Genomic DNA, 18,369 nt, shown 5'->3' with positions numbered 1-18,369 from the left:
ATGAGCGAAGAGCTAGAGAACGAGACAAAAACTTTAGGATTCAGCCTTTCTTCCCGTCCTGATATTGGTGAAGCACTGAAGAATGGCGTCAGGGTAATTCCTGTCGAAATCGAAGATCAAATGAAGGAAGCTTACCTTGGTTACGCAATGAGCGTAATTGTAGGAAGAGCTTTGCCTGACGTCAGAGACGGTTTAAAACCGGTTCACAGACGTATTCTACACGCAATGAATGAAAGGGCCTGGAGAAGTGACCGCCCTTATGTTAAATGTGCTAAAATCGTCGGAGAAGTATTAGGTAATTATCACCCACACGGAGATAGCTCCGTATACGATGCTTTAGTTCGTATGGTCCAAGAGTTTTCTCTTAGGGTACCTCTTATCGACGGGCAAGGAAACTACGGATCTATCGACGGAGATAATCCTGCAGCATATCGATACACAGAAGCAAGACTTGCAAAAGTTGCAGAAGAACTTTTAAGAGATATCGAAAAGGAAACTGTAAACTTCTCTCCTAACTTCGATGATACCAAACAACAGCCGGATGTGCTTCCTGCTAATTTTCCTAACTTATTAGTAAATGGTTCTTCTGGAATTGCGGTGGGAATGGCTACAAACATTCCTCCTCATAACTTGAGAGAAACGATCGAAGCGGTTATCACAGTAATCAAAAATCCTGATGTAAGTATATCAGAACTTCTTAAAATAATGCCAGGTCCGGATTTCCCTACAGGCGGAACGATTATTGGCGGAGAAGGTTTATTATCTGCATATCATTCCGGTAAAGGTTCGATTCGGATCCGTTCCAAAGTAGAAATAGAAGAGAACAAAAAAGGAAGAGAAGTAATTGTTGTTACTGAAATTCCTTACCAAGTAAATAAAAAGACTCTTCTAGAAAGAATTGGTGAGCTTGTTAACGAAAAACAAGTCGAAGGAATTTCCGAAATTTTAGATCTATCTGATAGAAAAGGGATCAGAGTAGAAATTCATATTAAGAAAGATGCAAATGCACAAGTAATCCTGAACCAACTTCTGAAACTTACTCAACTACAAGTAAGTTATGGGATCACAATGCTTGCGATTTTGGATAATAAACCTAAGATCTTTAATATTAAAGAGATCCTGGTTGCTTATTCTCTTCACAGAAAAGAAGTAATTGTTCGTAGAACACAGTTCGATCTAGATAAGGCTGAAAAACGTGCTCATATCTTAGAAGGATTGAAGATCGCTCTTGAGAATATCGAAGAAGTAATCAAAGTAATCCGTGCATCTAAAAATGCGGCCGAAGCAAAAGAACAATTGATGGCTCGATTTGTTCTTTCAGATGTCCAAGCAGACGCGATCCTGGAGATGAGACTACAAAGATTAACTTCTTTGGAAGTCCAAAAGGTAATTGATGAGTTGGCAGAAGTTCGTGCTTTGATCATGGATTTGAAAGATATTCTCGCAAAACCTGAAAGAGTATCTGATATAGTTTGTACTGAACTGGCTGAAGTTTCTGAAAAATTCGGGAACAAAAGAAAGACAGATATTAGTTTAGAAAGTGTAGAATCTTCTACTTTCAATGCAGAAGATCTGATCGCTGACGAAGAAGTTGTATTACAAATTACTTATGATCAATTCATAAAAAGACTTCCTCTGGATACTTTCAAAAGGCAAAGACGTGGCGGAAAAGGGATCCAGGGACTTTCTCAAAAACGAGAAGATGTGATTAAGATCATGAAAACCGCTATGACTCACGATAATGTGATGTTCTTCTCTAATATTGGAAAAGTCTATATGATGAAGGCTTATGAACTTCCTCAAGCTTCCAAAGAAGCCAGAGGGAAATCATTAAAAGCAATCATAGGACTTGGCGAGAACGAAACAGTTTCCGCGATTTTCACATTCAAAGAAGAGGATAAAGGAAAAGATCTATTACTCGTAACCAAAAACGGATTTATCAAACGAGTAGAATTATCTGAGTTCGGTAATGTTAAGAAATCAGGTATTATCGCGATCGGCCTAAGAGATGGAGACCAACTTATTGAAGTAATCTCTGTGATCAAAGGTGATAATGTGATGATCTTCTCTGCAAACGGACTTGCACTTAGAGTTGAAATGGATACAATCCGCGCTCAAGGAAGAACTGCTCAAGGTGTGACCGGGATGAGACTTTCCAAAGAGGACGCAATAGTAGGACTTTCTAAAGTGGTAGAAGGTGACGATATCTTTGTAATCTCAGAAAACGGTTACGGAAAACGTTTGGGCTTCGAAGAGTTTGGAACCAAAGGAAGAGGGGGCAAAGGAATGGCCTTCTTAAAAGTTGGAGAGAAAAACGGTGCAGCAGTTGCAGTAAGTTCCGTGGCAGAAGAAGATGAGATCATCTTAGTAAGCCAGCAAGGAATGGTTATTCGAACTGAAGCAAACCAAATCTCTAAAATGGGAAGAACTGCAGTAGGAGTCAGAGTCGTAGACGTTAAGGACAATGATAGAGTCCAAGATTGTACTGTGATTCGTGAAAGCAAAGAAAAATGATCCGCATCGGTTCTGTCGAAATTCCCGGTTGGTTGGCTATGTCGCCGATGGCCGGGATCAGTGATAGCCCGACTAGAACCATGGCTCGCAGATACGGATCTGCATTCTCCTATACTGAATTTGTTTCCACCGACAGCCTCGCAGTCGGATCTAAAAAAGCATTATCTCTATTACGTTTTCGTGAAGAAGAAAGACCTATTACTTTCCAGATTTTCGGCAATAAACTGGAGATCATAGTAGATGCTGCAAAAAGAATTCGCGAATTAAATCCTGATATTATTGATCTGAATATGGGCTGCCCTGCTCGAAATGTTTCTATGAGAGGATCTGGAGTAGGACTTCTCCGCAAACCTATATATGCAGGAAAGATAATAGAAGAAATGAGAAAGGCACTGGATATACCGGTGACCGCTAAGATTCGCTTGGGTTGGGATGATACTTCCAGAAATTATATGGAAGTATCCAAAATTTTAGAAGAATCCGGAGTGATGGCAATCTCTGTTCACGGAAGGACCCGCGAAATGGGATACTCTGGCAAAGCAGATTGGGATGCTATCGCAGATATCAAATCCGAAAGAAAAGTCCCTATTTTCGGAAACGGAGACGTAAGCAGTTACGAAGAAGCTGTCCGCAGAAAAGAAGAATCCAAAGTAGATGGGGTCCTCGTAGGTAGGAATTCCATCGGAAATCCATGGATATTCTCTAATATTAAAAAAGAAGATCTTAGTTTCGAAGAAATTGTATCCACTACCTTAAGTCATTTGCAATTGATGAGAGAAACTTTCGGAGATAAGTATGGTTTGATCCTTCTCCGAAAACACTTGGTGCGTTATATACAATCCAGAAAAGAAGTAGAACCGAAACGACTGGAACTTCTCAAAATGGAAGATCCTGAAAAATTGATCCAAATACTTCAAGAAGCTCAAAACAGTTTGAGCCTCGTTTCTTGATCCTTCAGGATTGAGATTGACAAAGAATTTCTAAAGTAAGCTGATAATTCCTTTCTAGGAGGAATTTGATGAGAGCCATCGCACTCATATTTACCATACTTGTATTACTCGCATGTGATAAAAAGAAAGAAAATACCCCGGTTGCCCAGATCGTAGGAACTAAATATTCCGGTGGGGACCAATATGTTTATAAAAAACCTGGGACCAAAGAAAAATCAGAACAAGTTACTCTAGTTTATGAAAACGAAGAAGTTAATGGATTAGAAATTGTTCCTTTCGAAGTTACGGATGCAAAGGGAAACAAAACAGTAACCGATTATCTCAAACTTAAAACAGTGGATGGGAAAGAGGGTTTTGCACTTCTCAAAAACTTTTATGATGCGGTCCTTTTTATCGTAGGCGATGGAGACACTGCATTCGCTAAAAATTCTCTTACATCCCCTTCTAAAGGAAAATTAGAGAAAGGAATGTCTTGTTTTGAGTCGGAAGCAAGTGGAGAATTCTCCAAAGTGCGTTGTAATGGCTCTATCCTAAAAGGTGGAAAGCTAAATAACCTGCATGATATTTGGATCCAACCTATTTCTTCTAATATTTCTAGGGATCCTCTTTTGGGTGATAGTGTTCGAAATCTAAAAGCAGCTAGCTTAAAATTGATAGAACTGAATAAAACTTCTGATCCAGCAAAACAGGAAGAATTGAAGAAGGCTGCAATCACTGCTTTAAAGACTGTTTCTGAAAAAGGGGATATTTATCTGGAATCAGCAAACGCTCTTGCAACTGAATTTGGCTTAACTCTTTCCGAACAGCCGACAGAGTAGATTTAAAAATAAAAAACCCCACCTTTAACAAGGCGGGGTTTCGGTTAAATTAAAAACTCGAACTGAGTTATTATTTCTAATCTATTTCACTTTCTCGATTAGAGCATCACGTCCGCCAGGAAATTTTACATAAATAATACACAAACATTCTTCCCAGTTGTCTTGAGAGATATCATTGGGATCCGAACCCGGACCAGTAGCTTTACATTCGTAAATTTTTATATTTTGAACAAGTGATGCAGATAAGGTGGGATTACAATCGGTAGTTAACTCTTGCTGGGATTTGTTAGAGGAGAACCATCCAGTAGGTTGAAATCCGTCGTACATTTTCTTAATTAAGTCAGAAGTGCCTTCTAGGCGGGCGGATTCTCTGCAGGTTGATTGAATCATTACCGGATTTTTCTTAGCTATTGATTTAATCGATGCATGCGAAGAAATTTTTGTATAATAATATTCTTTCGGATTCGTGTCTTTAGGGGTTTTACCATCGTTTCTTTGCTCAGGCGGTCCACCCCATCCTTCGAAAGACCAAGGCCCACTAGTAACAGAAGTAGTCTTTTTTATAGCGGTATTTGCTCCGCAATATGTAAGCAATACAACAGACACCGCAGTAACGATTACTTTCTTGATCATCATTTTATTGAAATTTGTTTACTTAATTGTAGTAATCGACTCAATTTCAATGCATTCCATTATTCAGAAATAAAAAACCCCACCTTTTACAAGGCGGGGTTTCCATTTCAGTTAGAGTAGAAACTCAAACTGACTTAATATTATTTACCAACTTCTTGAGCTTTAGCAACTAGAGCGTCGCGTCCACCAGGGAATTTAGCGTAAATAACACACTGGCATTCTTCCCAGTTGTCTTTAGAGATGTCTTTAGGATCAGATCCTGGACCAGTAGCTTTACACTCGTAAACTCCTACTCCTTTAACGATACCTGCAGAAGTACCAACGATAACGGAAGCAGTTGCTTCACCGTCGGAAACTCCGGATGCAGATTCAACAGTCTCACCGACCATTTTTTTAACTACGTCAGAAGCGCCTTGTAAGCGAGAAGCTTCGCGGCAAGTAGACTGCATCATAGCGAGACTTTTTTTCGCAACAGCTTTAGCAGATGCGCGAGAAGCGAACTTCATGTAATAATAGTCTTTCGGATTGGTATCTCTTGGAGTTTTACCGTCGTTTCTTTGCTCAGGTGGTCCACCCCAGCCTTCGAAAGACCATCCTCCGTCGCCGACGGAAGTAGCATCTTTTTGAGCGGTATTCGCTCCGCAATAGGTAAGTAATGCAGCAGATAGCGCAATAACGATTACTTTCTTGATCATCATTTTCTCCTTGATCAGATGGAATTGAGGAATATATCCATTAAACGGATTCCGCAAGCCATTTTTTAATGAATACGTTTAAAATTAAAAGCAGCCAACTTTTTGGTAAAAAAATATTTATTCGCAGCGCACAATTGTCAAAAAATTTCCGAAATTATCTTTTTGTTCTGCTAACTCTGGCGACTAGCGACGCAATAGCGACGACAGTTGTGTTTCTTCCTGGAAATTGGGAAGGACAAGCTCCCCAATCCTTAGAAGGGACTGGAGAAAAGCCATACGAGTTGGCAAAATTAGGCCAGTTCTACGCTACTAGGATCTATTCTCTTCAGATAAAAGAACAACTCTCCCCGAATTCAGATCCGGAAATAAAAGATTTTCTAATTCCTCAAATCTCAAGAGAAAAATTTAAACAAACTTGTTCCAGACTCAAACCGGATTATGTAGTTAGAGACCAATTGTCGATCGAGGAGAAGATCAGGATCGATCGCTCAGTGTATGATTGTAACCTTTCTAAGATGGAAGAATACTCCATCATAGGCAGAAAAGATCTATTTGCTACCTTAGAGAAGTTGACCAAGGATTCATTTCCTTTGGTTCCAAAGAAAAAAGTAAAAGAATATTCCAGAGAACCAGTCCGAGCGGCAAAGTCCCAGATCATTGTGTTGGATTCTTCTTATTCTTACGCGCCTGAAAGAAAAGAATTTATGTCGCAATTGGAAGCCATCTCTTGGCAGCCCGAAACAAAATTTCGTTTGGTTGTCTTTAGTGAGAATGGTTCTAAAGTTTTTCCTGAATCTAGTCGCTCAGAGTTTATCAAACAATGGAAAGATTTTAAATCAGAAGGGAAATCTAATACACAAGATCTTACAAATGCACTTCTTCGATTAAGAAGGATTCTAAGTTCGGAAGATTCTCCAGGAAAGAAGAAGGAAAGAATGATAAGCATTCTTACCAACGCTAAAGCTTCTAATTCAATTAGCGGATACGGTGCTGCGATTGAGGGTTTGAGCCAGATAGGTGCAAAGGTTTCTATTCTATATTCTTCTTACGCAGGGCCGGAAGCGCGTAAGGAACATAAAGAAGCCGCAAAAAGAGGAGCAGAATTCAGAGAAGTTTCCTATTTCCAGAAAATTGTAACTCCTAGAGATTCCAAAACTCTGGTATTCAAAGAAGGAAAATTATACAGTAGCAGCGCTTCTCCCGATCCAAAAATGAAAATGGAGGATTCTTCTCTCGAAAAAGTGGAATTTGCAGGTAAGTATTCCTTGGGAGAATTCTTAAATCCATGGAGTTTAGGAAGTATATACGAAGAAGTGAAGAAGGAGAAGATCCTCACTTCTGAGCCAGTTCGAAGTAATTTTGCATCTTTATTCTCTTCTTCCGTAAGTGAAGCTTCCAACTCAGAATATTTTGGAAATTTTCCGAAGGTTTTAGTAAAATCAGGGTCTAAGGCATTCTGGATCCGAGTTCCAAACATTTCCGGATTTTCAGAAGGAAAAAAAGGAGTGTGGGCGGTTACGTTTCTTTCATCCTCTTTTTCTTCGGAGGGGGTCGAAGTAATACCGGATTCGTTAGAACGATATACTTTCTCTACTGCTAAAATTTTAGAATGTGATCCTTCCGTTGCTCGAAATTATTTGATAAATACGGAAAAATTCAAATTCGATTGTTTAGTAAAGGGAGAGATCCTGGAAGTTTCTCAGCCGTAGCAGAGTCATGGAAGAATCTAATTTTATAGCATTATCCCCTTCTACCCGTAAAATCTTGGACCGAATGAAACAAGCGGTCTCTTCTGATCTACCTATCTTGTTTTTAGGAGAATCAGGAACAGGAAAAAGTTATTTGGGCTTTCTGTTCCATTCCTTTTGTAAGGACAGATTTCCTCAATACCAGGTTTTCGATTTTTCAGTTTCAGAATCAGAAGAAGAAACTTCAGAGATCTTTTCTAAGTTAGACGGAAAGGCCGGAGCAACTATTTTTTTAGAAGCTATCTCAAATCTGAATCCAAGTTTTCAAGTGCAACTTCTTCAAAAGATACGGAATGAAAAAGGAAAGAATAGATACTTACTTTCTGATCAACCTGATCTTTCTGAAAAAGTGAAGTCCGGTAGATTACAAGAATCTCTGATGACTGAGATACAAACTCTTCAGGTAAAAATTCCTACATTAAGGGATAGAAAGGAAGATATTCCTCCTTTGACTCGATTCTTTCTGGATCTAATTGGTAAAAGATATAATCGCAAAAATATTAAAATTTCTGAGAAGTTAGGCAAGTTCCTATTAGAGTATGATTATCCAGGTAATCTTCATCAGTTGAAAAACCTTTTGGAAGCAATGGTCTCAATGCATAATGTGAAAACTCTGGATACAAAACATCTTCCACCTGAATTATTCGAAACAGGCTATAAACAGAACGATAATCTTACTGTTCGCACCGGAATTCCTCTCAGAGATTATGAAAGAGAAATTATCAGACGCAATTTGATCTTAGTGAATGGAAACAGAGAGAAAGCTGCGAGAATATTAGGGATTTCTGAAAGAACAATTTACAGAAAGATCACCGAGTTCGAACTGTTCGATTCCGAGGATGGAAAAAATCCTCCATCTTCCTGAAGAAATAATATACTGTTTCTTCTTTTTCGGAACCTGTTTTGATCTTTTGATTCATTTCTAATAAGAATTCGTATAGTTCCTTAATTTCCAGATCGTTAAATGCAGAACTTTCTTTTCTAAGTCTTTTGAAAGTATGATTCTTTCGAGCTGGAGAATAAGCCCCAATTCCAAGTAGATCTGATTGTTCTTTTTCACTCAGAACCTTGTCGTACATCCTCAGAATAATTTTATAAATCCTTAATTTATCTAGATGGTCCTTTACTAAGGAAAGAAAAATTAGGAGTGAGTCCTTCCCTATTTTGAATTTTGAAAATTCTCTGGAAAATCTCCCATAATCTTTTTCGAAAAAATAATCTACAATCTCGGAAGAACTGAATTCTGAACTTTGGAATAATACTTCTTTTAGATCTGCAAGATTGAAACTTTTTTTGCCTAAGTATAATTTCAGTTTTTCTAAGTTTTTTAAATAAGCGCCTGCGCTTGGATTTACTTTGAGCAAAAATTCTTCTTCTGCTTCGTCGTCTAATTTGACTTCTACTTCTTTGGAGGCTCTTAAGAAGGCTTCCTTTCTTTTATCAGGAAATATTTTAGAAGATTTAAAATGAGAAACTTTGTCTCCAAATATGGAGATCAGTTCTTTTGGAAGATCCCAATGATCATAATGGATCAGGATTCTTACTGTTTCCGGTACTGAGAAAGATTTGGGAGATGTTTTAGATTTCGTTTTACCCAGCCACGGTTTGAAGAATGTAACACCAGACTTGATGATAAATAATTTCTGAGCCGCGAACATGTCCAGGTTTCCGGCTTCATTCTGAAAATTATCTAGATCTCCTGGCTCAGCAACGAATACTACGATCTCATAAGGATCAGCACTTTTTTTATAAGCTGTCTTGTATAGATCGCTAACCACGCCGAATTCGTATGAATCCTGAGAGACTACAAATAGGATCTGAGGCAAAGACTCCAGGCTAGGCTTGGTCTTATGCAGAAAATCGATCAGATTATCGTAGGAATTCGAAACTTTGGTATCGGCCACGGAAATCATTTTGGAAGAATTTACGTGAGAGTCAAGCGGATGATCCGATTCTTTTTCTAAAGTAGATCTGAGATTTTTCCGATCTTTTAGGTAGGTTTAAGCCCAATGAGAATCAGCGACGGCGTACAGAGAATTTCTGCTCAAGAAGATTATCTTACTTATATCAAGCCGATCTTGAATCAGTCTAGGGTCCCCGCAATTGAGCCAATTCGCCAAAGGGATTTCTCTGACTTAGGAAAATCTCTAAAACTTTATGGCCCAGAAGGAAGTTCTGCACCTCAGGAATCTTCCGCATCTAAAGGTCGATTCTTAGATCTTTACGTCTAATTCCCCTTCTTCCCTACAATAATCAAAGAAACCTGCTCCAAAGAGTGTGGTATAAGAAAAATTTGCGGATCGGAAATCCTAAGATATTCGAATAAGATCCTTGGAAATTTTTTGCGGGAGAATTCGGATCTTGGATACCATAAGATCCAGCTTTGTCGTAAGGTTTGCAAATTTTAATATAATCTAAAATTTCAGATTTGTTCCAAGGATGGAATTCTACTTCTGAAACATCGTAATCGAAAATTTTTTCATTCTTAGTCATGATCCCAAGGCCAGAAAAGACCTGATGAGTTTTTCCGGAAAGTACGGAGATCATGGAAAATGCTTCTGATTCATCTGCAGGTTTTTGCAGTATCTTATTTTGAAAAACTACGATTGTGTCTGAGGATAAAATGATATCTTCTGAGTTCTCTGGTTTAGGCCCAAGTTTTGCCAGGGTCACTCTTTCCAAATAACTAACGGGTGTTTCTTGGTGAAGACTAGTTTCGTCTATGGGCAAAGGTAGGATCTGGAAATGTAATCCTAAAGATTGTAAGATCTCTTTTCTTCTAGGAGACTGGGATCTCAGAATAAGCATATATCCATCCTGAAAGAAAAGCCTTGCCAGACACTCCTTTTCCCAGTATCAATGTTCGCACGGATCGAACCAATGAATTTATTTCTTAGATCATTCTTCTCTATACGCACTCTAGTTTCAGTAGTTCTTGTCTCACTCGTGGTTTTCACTTCTTCTTATTCCCAAGAAGCTAAAAAAGTTGCACCTAGCGATAGTCCGGAGACCAAACCGACTAACTCGAATGTGGATCCAAAATCCAGAGCTTATTCTTTGCGTAAAAAATCTTGGGTGTCCTTAAGATATCTTAGGACTAGTCTTTTAAATTTTGGGAAGAAGGCGGACTGGGATACTTGCCTCGCGGATTATTCGAAAGCAGAATCTTCTTTTCAAAGAGGAGAATGGGAACCAGCGGGAAACCAATTCCAAACTTTAAAAACAAAACTGGATCAACTTGCAGAAGCGCAAGCAAAGGAAGTGTTTAATCGTTCCGATGCATTGGAGAAGGATATTCAGCCTAAGATTGTAGATCTGAAGTTGAATACAGAAGTTCCTGGAAAACAATACATTCCTGTAATGGAAAAACATCTTCAGATCTATAGAGATACATGGCAGGCAGCTAAATTAGAAAGAGAGATCGGAAACCAAGGACAGAATTTATATTTTGCGAAACAAGGTCTGTTACAACTTTATAAAGCTAAAATCCTTCTGGAAAAATCCAAAGAAGGAAAGTTGGAATCGGAAGAAAAACTGAGTAAAAACAAAGTTTTAGAAACAGATTATTTAACTCCTGAAGAAGTAAAATACTGGGACGATTGTTTGGAAGTATTGAACGAATCAGAAGAGAAAAATCGGCAAAAAGAAAAACAGGCAATCATAAGCGTATACCAATCCAGAACTGGCAAAAAACCAGGTGACGGTAAGAACAATGCAGGCACTGCGAACTCGCCAACGAGCGGCGAAGGTAAAAAGTAAGGGCCTTTCGGATTTTCTTTCCGAATATAAGAATAGAATATGAAATTATCTAAGATTATCTTCCTTCTATTCTTTCTTTCTTCAGTTTCTTGCCGAGGATTCAATCTTCAAAATTTTAAGAATCATACTTTTGAAAACACCTGTGATTGGTTTGATCTATTCTGCGACAAGATTGTAGTGAATCCGGATCTTTCCGATTGTGATCCATTTCATGAAGAATACGAAGGATATTCTCATTATATAGATCGTGGTGTTTTAAAAAACGATTATAAGATAGAAGAAGAAGCCAAGCAGGAAAAAGAACCTAACGATCCTACGGAACCTCTGCCTAAGAAAAAAGAGAAGATCAAGGCAACCAATACGGATTATGGAAATAACATGAGAATAGATTCTAAAAAACTATTCGAAAGATATGATATTTCCGCTGGAAGAAGATCTGATAAAGACAGATCCAAACATCCTTGTGGTGTTTTGCAAAATGGCAACAAACCTAAAGTGTATTATTCGGAACCTAAAACTACCGACAAGGGAGGAGAATTTTGAAAAACGTATTCGATTTAACAGGTAAATCAGTATTAGTAACAGGAGCAACCAGGGGGATCGGAAGACAGATCGCTCAGGGATTTTTGAACGCAGGTGCAACAGTTTATGGAACTGGATCTTCTGCGGAGTCTATTAAACGTTTAGAAGGATCTGGCATCGAAGCATTTGCAGCGGACATTCGCCAACCTGGAGCAATGGATTCTATTATTGAAACATTGAGTAAAAAACACGGGAAGCTAGACGTTCTTGTAAATAACGCAGGAGTAGCAACCAATCTACCTGCAGGCTTTTTTAAAGAAGAAGACATCCAGAATGTGACACAAACCAATTTTGTGGGAGTGTTTCGTGCGAGTCAGGCATACTATAAAATACATAAGAAAAAAGGCGGGAACATTATCAATATCGCCTCAGTCCTAGGTATGGTCGGCACTAAATTTGCGTCCGTGTATTGTGGAACAAAAGGTGCGGTAATTAATATGACCAAGGCCCTCGCGGTAGAATGGGCAGGTTCCGGATACAGAGTAAACGCGATCTGTCCGGGATTTATAGATACGGACATGACGGAGATGATCAAGGAAAGACCCGAAGTATTGGAGCAAATGAAAGCAAGGATCCCAATGTCTAGATTAGGCAGACCGGAAGATCTTGCAGGCGCAGCAGTTTTCTTAGCTTCCGATGCAGCGGCTTACGTTACTGGTCAGACCATCGTTGTGGACGGAGGTGTTACTTCCGGTATATGATATTAGAATTACATCCCCAGAATCCTGAAAAAAGGATCCTCGGACAAATTTCCAAAAGATTATCCGAGGGAGGGGTGTATGTATTTCCTACTGATACGGTTTACGGTTTGATAGCAGACTCCCAATCTCATGCTGGAGTCGAAAAATTATATAAACTGAAAAACATTTCTAAGAACCAACCTCTGTCTCTTCTTTGCGCGGATATTTCGACCGCATCTAACTATATGGAACAACTTTCTAACGAAGCGTTCCGTTTGATGAAAAGAATTACTCCTGGACCTTATACGTTTGTAGTGAAAGCGAATAAACATCTTCCTAGAGTTTCTTTCTCGAATCAAAAAGATAAAAATATCGGGATAAGAATTCCCGATTCAAAATATCTACAGGCTTTGATGGAACTTCATCCAAATCCCCTTACTTCTACTTCTGTATTTTTCAAAGATGAGTTCGTGACCGATGTGGACATGATCGAAAAAGAATACGGTAACAAAGTGGATGGGATCTTAGATGGAGGGATCTTGGAACTAGAATTGTCTACCATTCTTGATTGCACAGGAGATGGAATTTCCATCTTAAGAGAAGGCAAAGGAATGGAGAAAATCAATTCATTATAATATTTGGAGGCAATCATGCAGAAAAGACAATTGGGAAAGATAGGTCCACTCGTATCCGAACAAGGATTAGGTTGTATGGGAATGTCGGATTTTTACGGAAAAACAGACGATATTGAATCCATTGCAACTATACATCGTGCGATAGAGCTGGGAGTTACATTATTCGACACAGCAGATATGTACGGTCCTCATATAAATGAAGAACTATTAGGAAAAGCGATCAAAGGTAAAAGAGATCAAGTTGTGATCGCAACTAAGTTTGGTATCATGAGAGACCCAAACGATCCTTATAAAAGAGGATACAATGGCAAACCTGAATATGTGAAACAAGCCTGTGAAGGAAGTTTGAAACGTTTAGGTGTAGATACGATCGATTTGTATTACCAACATAGAGTAGATCCGGATACTCCTATCGAAGAAACAGTAGGAGCTATGGCGGATTTAGTAAAACAGGGAAAAGTAAAATACATAGGACTTTCCGAAGCAGGAATTGATACAATTAAAAGAGCTGCTAAAGTTCATCCTATCTCAGCTTTACAAACTGAATATTCTCTTTGGACCAGAGATCCTGAAGATGGTATCTTACAAACTTGTAGAGATCTTGGAATTGGATTCGTAGCTTACAGTCCACTTGGGCGTGGATTCTTAACTGGGCAGATCCAAAAATTTGAAGATCTGGATCCAAACGATTTTAGAAGGAACTCACCTCGTTTCCAAGGTGAGAATTTCCAAAAGAATTTAGAACTAGTAGCTAAGATCAAAGAGATCGCTAACGAAAAATCTGTGACTGCAGGTCAGCTTGCTTTGGCTTGGGTTCTTGCTCAGGGACAAGATATAGTTCCGATAGCTGGGACCAAAAGACGTAAATATCTGGAAGAGAATATTGGCGGAAGTTCTGTCAAATTATCCAAAGAAGATCTAGATAGGATTAATTCAGTCGCTCCTAAAGATGCTGCGGCCGGACTACGTTATCCGGCTACTAGCATGGGTTCTGTAGGAAGATAATTAATTTAGGAAGGTCTATTTAGTTTTTAAAGCGGCCTTCCACTCTTCTTCTTTAAAACCTACTAGTCCGAAGTTTTCTCCTAATACAAAAGGTCTTTTGACCAGGTTTCCGTTCCCGGAAAGTAGTTCGAACTGCTCGTCTAGGCTCATTTTGGAAAGTTTGTCTTTAAGGCCTAGTTCCTTATAATCTCCACCGGACGTATTGAATAATTTCTTGGAGTCTCCGCCTACATATCCCAGCATTTTTTTGAGTTCTGCCTTGGTTGGCGGGGTTTCTCGGATTGCCTTCTTGTCGAAGTCGACTTTTTTGCCTTCCAGGAATTTTAGGGCGTTTCTACATGTGCTGCAGTTTTTGTATTCATAAACTTTTAACTTCACGGTTGGATCTCCTACAAAGCTCTCCCTTCCCAAATTGGGAATTTATGTCGTCTTTGCAAGTAGGAACCAACAAAAAAACTTTACCTTGAAAATGGAAAGTTTTGCCGATAGTATTCCTTAGGACGCGCTCGAAGTGCTGAATAAAAAGACCTCTCTAACCGGAAGACAAAAAGCGGCCATTTTTCTAATCGCCGTAGGGTCCGACGTATCTTCTGAAATTTTCAAACATTTACGTGAAGACGAGATCGAACAGATCACGTTCGAAATCGCACGTTTAGATAAGATCACTCCGGAGGATAAGGAAAAGGTTCTGGTAGAATTCAACGAGCTTATGATGGCTCAGGAATTCATCTCGAACGGAGGTATCGATTTCGCAAGGGGATTATTAGAGAAAGCTCTAGGTAACCAGAAAGCGATCGATATCATCAATCGACTTACTTCGAGTTTACAAGTTCGTCCTTTCGACTTTATTCGTAGAACTGACCCTCAGCACTTATTAAACTTCATCCAGAATGAGCACCCGCAAACAATCGCATTAATTTTATCTTATTTAGATCCTCAGAAAGCATCTAGCATTCTATCTGGTTTGCCTCATACCATCCAGGCAGAAGTTGCAAAAAGGATCGCGACTATGGACCGGGTTTCTCCTGACGTTCTCCGAGAAGTGGAGAGGGTATTAGAAAGAAAACTTTCTACATTGGCGAGTGAGGATTATACCTCTGCCGGTGGTATCGATTCAGTGGTTGAAATTTTGAACCTTGTGGACAGGGGAACTGAGAAAACAATCATCGAAGCTCTGGAAGAAGAAGATCCAGAACTCGCGGAAGAGATCAAAAAGAGAATGTTCGTATTCGAGGATATCGTATTACTCGATGACCGTGCTATCCAAAAAGTATTGAGAGAAGTAGATAACTCCGATCTTGCAAAAGCTCTCAAGTCAGTAGATACGGAAGTTCAGGAAAAGATCTTCAAGAACATGTCCAAACGTGCCGCGAACCTACTCCGAGAGGATATGGACTTCATGGGACCTATTCGTATTAAAGACGTGGAAGACGCTCAGCAAAAAATCGTTAATATTATACGTAAGCTGGAAGAATCCGGAGACATCGTTGTCGCACGTGCTGGCGAAGACGAACTCGTTATGTGAGGTCCGAACCTGGGCCATATATCTCACAAACGATTTGTATTCTGGATCTGTTTAACCTTACTGGTTTCTCAGTTCGGTTGTATTTCTGATACTAAGCCTGTTAGAAAAATAGATTTTTCGGAATTGGAATGGGTCGGAAGACTTATAACCGAAACTCCAAACGAAAAGAAAGCAGAACCGAAAAATAAAAAACAAGAACCCGCTTCCGAAGATTGGACTCCCCTTCCGAATTTACCTTGGACATTCAATAGTCTTTTTCAAATTCCAATGGATTCAGGTCTCCACCAAGTTGAGATCAAAACTGAATTCAATTTAGATAAAGCAGACGATTTACTGAAGATCCCGGCAGGACTATATATTTCAGATATAGGTGAGAACTGGAAAATCTTTCTGAATGGAATTATTGTAAGAGAAGAATGGTACGAACCTACAGAAAGACAACTTACTAAAAACCGTTCCGTAAAAGGTCTAATCATTCCGCTTCATCATGGGATCCTAAAGGCAGGCAAGAATGATCTGAAAATACGCTTTATGGGAATGGCGGATAGTAATCCTATAAAAGCAAATGATCATTTTGGATTTTATCATCCAAAAAATTTCAGGATCTCTTCTCTCGAAGAAATTTATAACTCTAGCTCAGAATACTTTGATATATTCCTTTTCGGGATCTATTTTATATTCGGGTTTTATCATGTTCTGTTCTTCGTAACCAGAAAGCAGGATATTTACTATCTGTATTTTGGTCTTTTCTCTCTATTCTCTTCTGTATATTTCTATTTTACAACCTTCCATATATATAATAAATTTATAAATTTTCCTGGTGGCCCTGATACTGAATTTTTCTTTAGAGGGGAAATTTCGGCTCTCATTCCAATGGTTCCTATCTTTATGCTTTTTGCTAAAGATTTCTTTTACCAAAAAGAAGGAAAGTTTTGGATTATTCATACATTCTGCGCTTTAAGTGGAATTTTGTTTTTAACAAATTGGGTTCTTCCTTATAAATACGTTCTTCCGAATCTGACAGCTTTCCAAATTCTCCTTTTTTTGATGCTCTTGTATGTGATCTTCTTCTCTGCAAATGCGATCCGTCTGAAAAAACCTGACTCTATTAAACTCGCAGTTGGCATTGGGGTTTGTGGCCTTTTCGGACTTTGGGATACAATCGATGCGATGACTAAGATTGCAGGATTTCACTATCCTTTTTTTAAGATCTCCTTCTCCGTTTTCATTCTTGTGATCATCAGTCTTTTGGTTTCCAGATACGTGAGTTTGTATAAACAATCTCAGGCCCTCAACCTGGAGATCTCAAAACAGAGAGATGCATTTTACAGATTCGTTCCTTCTGAATTTATTTCTATTTTAGATAGAGAAAGTCCTGTTGAGATCAAGATAGGTGATTCTAAAGAAAAGACAATGTCTGTATTCTTTGCAGACTTAAGAGGTTATACTTCTGTTTCCGAGAAGTTGAGTCCTGATGAGAATATAAAATACCTGAATAGATACTTCTCCGCATTTGAAGATATCATATTTAAGAACGCGGGTTTCGTAGATAAGTACATCGGCGATGCGATCATGGCATTATTCTCCGATCATAGTGATAGAGCGGAGAAGGAGAATTTTAATTCTGCAGATAACGCTCTTCAATCTGCGATAGATATGGTTCGTTATGTAGAATCTCTGAATGATGGAATTGGTGTCGGTGCTGATCTGGGAATCGGAGTCAATACTGGCCCTTTGATTTTAGGAACAGTTGGTAGCGAGAGAAGAATTGATACTACAGTTGTAGGTGATACTGTAAATTTATCTTCTAGGGTTCAAAGTCTTTCAGGTTTTTATAAAAGTAAAATTTTAGTAACTCATCATACTTTTTTACGTTTGAATTTGTTATCAGATGTGATGGCAAGAGAGATAGACACAGTTATTGTAAAAGGTAAGACCCAACCGGTTATCTTATATGAAGTCTTTCAAGCAGATGAACCTGAATCAGTGGATTGGAAAGAAGGCTCCAAAATGAAACTGAATGAAGGGATTGCCCTCTATAAAGCTGGTCAATTCAAGAATGCTTTCTCTATCTTTAAGGAATTATACAAAGAAAAGCCTACAGACAATATCGTAAAACTGTATGCTAAAAGAACCAAAATGATCCTTGGCCAAGCTCCTCCAGGAGATTGGGATGGGATTTTCAGGCTTCACAGAAAATAATTTCCAATTTCAATCCATTCTTATAAAATTTGGGGAACGTGCAGAACCTTCTCCTGTCTGATGTTTGCTCGGTTTTGTAATCCGAATTTAACCTCATTCAAATAGGAAATTCTAAAGCATGAAGTATAAGATCGGGATCACTTTTATAGTTTTACTTTTCTCCGCTTTCGGATTGAACGCTAATGAAAAGGAAAAACTTCCGGATTTCAAATTGGCCGATCAAAAAGGAAAAGTTTTTAATTCAGTGACTGCAAAAGGGAATACTTACTTCTTACTCGGTTGCGGTTTTAAAGATGTGGTCCTTTGCAGAAAACATGGACGTAAGATCTATTGGAAGATGCAGACATTATTGAAGGATGAGGATCGTGTTATCTTCTCCGCTTATTTGAATTTGAAAAACGCTCCTTCTGAAGTTTTTGATTATATTCTCCAGGAAAAGGAGAAAGATTACGAAAGTATTTTGTTAGATAAGAAAGGGATCTTGTCCAACGGCTTGGTCGAAGGAAAATCTTTATTAAGAGTATATTCTCCGAAAGGTGCGCTGATCCACAAAGAATATTTCGAATCTGTGGATGATGCAAAAGTTTCAGAACTTTATAAACTGATTCGAAGCGGAAAATAAA

General features: G+C 38.7%; 19 protein-coding genes. 14 read left to right on the top strand and 5 right to left on the bottom strand.

The features are described from left to right. The 3 genes from gyrA to lenA all read left to right on the top strand — a co-directional run bounded on the left by gyrA (nt 1) and on the right by lenA (nt 4,282). A complete protein-coding gene (gene gyrA, locus CH362_RS01925) occupies nt 1–2,514 on the top strand; it encodes a DNA gyrase subunit A (RefSeq protein ID WP_100708663.1) in 2,514 nt (837 codons plus the stop codon). Next, entirely contained in the window at nt 2,511–3,464 is a 954-nt protein-coding gene (locus CH362_RS01920) for a tRNA dihydrouridine synthase (RefSeq protein WP_100708662.1), read from the top strand. The genes gyrA and CH362_RS01920 overlap by 4 nt, the downstream gene beginning before the upstream one ends. Before the next feature lie 68 nt (nt 3,465–3,532). Beyond that, nucleotides 3,533–4,282, top strand: a complete 750-nt coding sequence (lenA, locus tag CH362_RS01915; RefSeq protein WP_100708661.1) for a lipoprotein LenA — start codon at nt 3,533–3,535, stop codon at nt 4,280–4,282. A gap of 81 nt (nt 4,283–4,363) precedes the next feature. Here the strand turns inward: lenA and CH362_RS01910 are convergent, their stop codons facing one another. Both CH362_RS01910 and CH362_RS01905 read right to left on the bottom strand, forming a co-directional pair. Continuing rightward, a complete protein-coding gene (locus tag CH362_RS01910; protein WP_100709232.1) occupies nt 4,364–4,915 on the bottom strand; it encodes a lipoprotein LipL21 in 552 nt (183 codons plus the stop codon). Nucleotides 4,916–5,055: 140 nt separating this feature from the next. Then, nucleotides 5,056–5,610, bottom strand: a complete 555-nt coding sequence (locus tag CH362_RS01905; RefSeq protein ID WP_100709231.1) for a lipoprotein LipL21 — start codon at nt 5,608–5,610, stop codon at nt 5,056–5,058. A 134-nt stretch (nt 5,611–5,744) separates the two neighbouring features. Between CH362_RS01905 and CH362_RS01900 the strand changes: the two genes are divergently transcribed. Together CH362_RS01900 and CH362_RS01895 are read left to right on the top strand one after the other, a co-directional pair. After that, nucleotides 5,745–7,319: an LIC10012 family protein gene (locus tag CH362_RS01900; RefSeq protein WP_100709230.1), complete on the top strand. Its 1,575-nt coding sequence runs from the start codon at nt 5,745–5,747 to the stop codon at nt 7,317–7,319. Nucleotides 7,320–7,326: 7 nt separating this feature from the next. Continuing rightward, nucleotides 7,327–8,223, top strand: a complete 897-nt coding sequence (locus tag CH362_RS01895; RefSeq protein ID WP_100708660.1) for an AAA-type ATPase lid domain-containing protein — start codon at nt 7,327–7,329, stop codon at nt 8,221–8,223. Here the strand turns inward: CH362_RS01895 and CH362_RS01890 are convergent. Continuing rightward, nucleotides 8,168–9,271: a DNA polymerase III subunit delta gene (locus CH362_RS01890; protein WP_100708659.1), complete on the bottom strand. Its 1,104-nt coding sequence runs from the start codon at nt 9,269–9,271 to the stop codon at nt 8,168–8,170. The genes CH362_RS01895 and CH362_RS01890 overlap by 56 nt on opposite strands. 96 nt (nt 9,272–9,367) lie before the next feature. Here CH362_RS01890 and CH362_RS01885 point away from each other — a divergent pair, with 96 nt between their 5' ends. Further along, nucleotides 9,368–9,589 (top strand): hypothetical protein, encoded by a 222-nt coding sequence (locus CH362_RS01885; RefSeq protein WP_100708658.1) that lies wholly within the window; start codon nt 9,368–9,370, stop codon nt 9,587–9,589. A 22-nt stretch (nt 9,590–9,611) separates the two neighbouring features. Here the strand turns inward: CH362_RS01885 and CH362_RS01880 are convergent, their stop codons facing one another. Further along, nucleotides 9,612–10,166 (bottom strand): nucleoside triphosphate pyrophosphatase, encoded by a 555-nt coding sequence (locus tag CH362_RS01880; protein WP_100708657.1) that lies wholly within the window; start codon nt 10,164–10,166, stop codon nt 9,612–9,614. A 72-nt stretch (nt 10,167–10,238) separates the two neighbouring features. On the opposite strand from CH362_RS01880, the gene CH362_RS01875 reads away from it, so the two are divergent. From CH362_RS01875 to CH362_RS01855, 5 genes are read left to right on the top strand one after another with little or no spacing between them, the layout of a single operon-like run. Further along, on the top strand, nt 10,239–11,117 hold the full coding sequence (locus tag CH362_RS01875) for a hypothetical protein (RefSeq protein ID WP_100708656.1): 879 nt from the start codon (nt 10,239–10,241) through the stop codon (nt 11,115–11,117). A gap of 39 nt (nt 11,118–11,156) precedes the next feature. Continuing rightward, nucleotides 11,157–11,660, top strand: a complete 504-nt coding sequence (locus CH362_RS01870) for a hypothetical protein (RefSeq protein WP_100708655.1) — start codon at nt 11,157–11,159, stop codon at nt 11,658–11,660. Then, on the top strand, nt 11,657–12,400 hold the full coding sequence (locus CH362_RS01865; RefSeq protein WP_100708654.1) for an SDR family NAD(P)-dependent oxidoreductase: 744 nt from the start codon (nt 11,657–11,659) through the stop codon (nt 12,398–12,400). The genes CH362_RS01870 and CH362_RS01865 overlap by 4 nt, the downstream gene beginning before the upstream one ends. Next, entirely contained in the window at nt 12,397–13,014 is a 618-nt protein-coding gene (locus CH362_RS01860; RefSeq protein ID WP_100708653.1) for an L-threonylcarbamoyladenylate synthase, read from the top strand. The genes CH362_RS01865 and CH362_RS01860 overlap by 4 nt, the downstream gene beginning before the upstream one ends. 15 nt (nt 13,015–13,029) lie before the next feature. Further along, entirely contained in the window at nt 13,030–14,019 is a 990-nt protein-coding gene (locus tag CH362_RS01855; protein WP_100708652.1) for an aldo/keto reductase, read from the top strand. A 15-nt stretch (nt 14,020–14,034) separates the two neighbouring features. Here the strand turns inward: CH362_RS01855 and CH362_RS01850 are convergent, their stop codons facing one another. Beyond that, nucleotides 14,035–14,397, bottom strand: a complete 363-nt coding sequence (locus CH362_RS01850) for an arsenate reductase family protein (protein WP_100708651.1) — start codon at nt 14,395–14,397, stop codon at nt 14,035–14,037. 133 nt (nt 14,398–14,530) lie between these two features. On the opposite strand from CH362_RS01850, the gene fliG reads away from it, so the two are divergent. The 3 genes from fliG to CH362_RS01830 all read left to right on the top strand — a co-directional run bounded on the left by fliG (nt 14,531) and on the right by CH362_RS01830 (nt 18,368). Then, complete coding sequence (gene fliG, locus CH362_RS01845; RefSeq protein WP_008589915.1) at nt 14,531–15,544, top strand: flagellar motor switch protein FliG; 1,014 nt, start codon at nt 14,531–14,533, stop codon at nt 15,542–15,544. Nucleotides 15,545–15,811: 267 nt separating this feature from the next. Beyond that, a complete protein-coding gene (locus tag CH362_RS01835; RefSeq protein ID WP_100708649.1) occupies nt 15,812–17,746 on the top strand; it encodes an adenylate/guanylate cyclase domain-containing protein in 1,935 nt (644 codons plus the stop codon). A gap of 118 nt (nt 17,747–17,864) precedes the next feature. Further along, the gene (locus tag CH362_RS01830; RefSeq protein ID WP_100708648.1) at nt 17,865–18,368 is read left to right on the top strand and encodes a hypothetical protein; all 504 of its coding nucleotides are present in this window, start codon (nt 17,865–17,867) and stop codon (nt 18,366–18,368) included. The last annotated feature ends 1 nt before the right edge of the window (nt 18,369 follow it).

Origin of the sequence: Leptospira saintgironsiae (assembly GCF_002811765.1) — a bacterium.
GTDB classification, from domain to species: domain Bacteria; phylum Spirochaetota; class Leptospiria; order Leptospirales; family Leptospiraceae; genus Leptospira_B; species Leptospira_B saintgironsiae.
The sequence above is the reverse complement of the archived record's forward strand: the minus strand, read 5'-3'. Positions and strand labels throughout refer to the sequence as shown.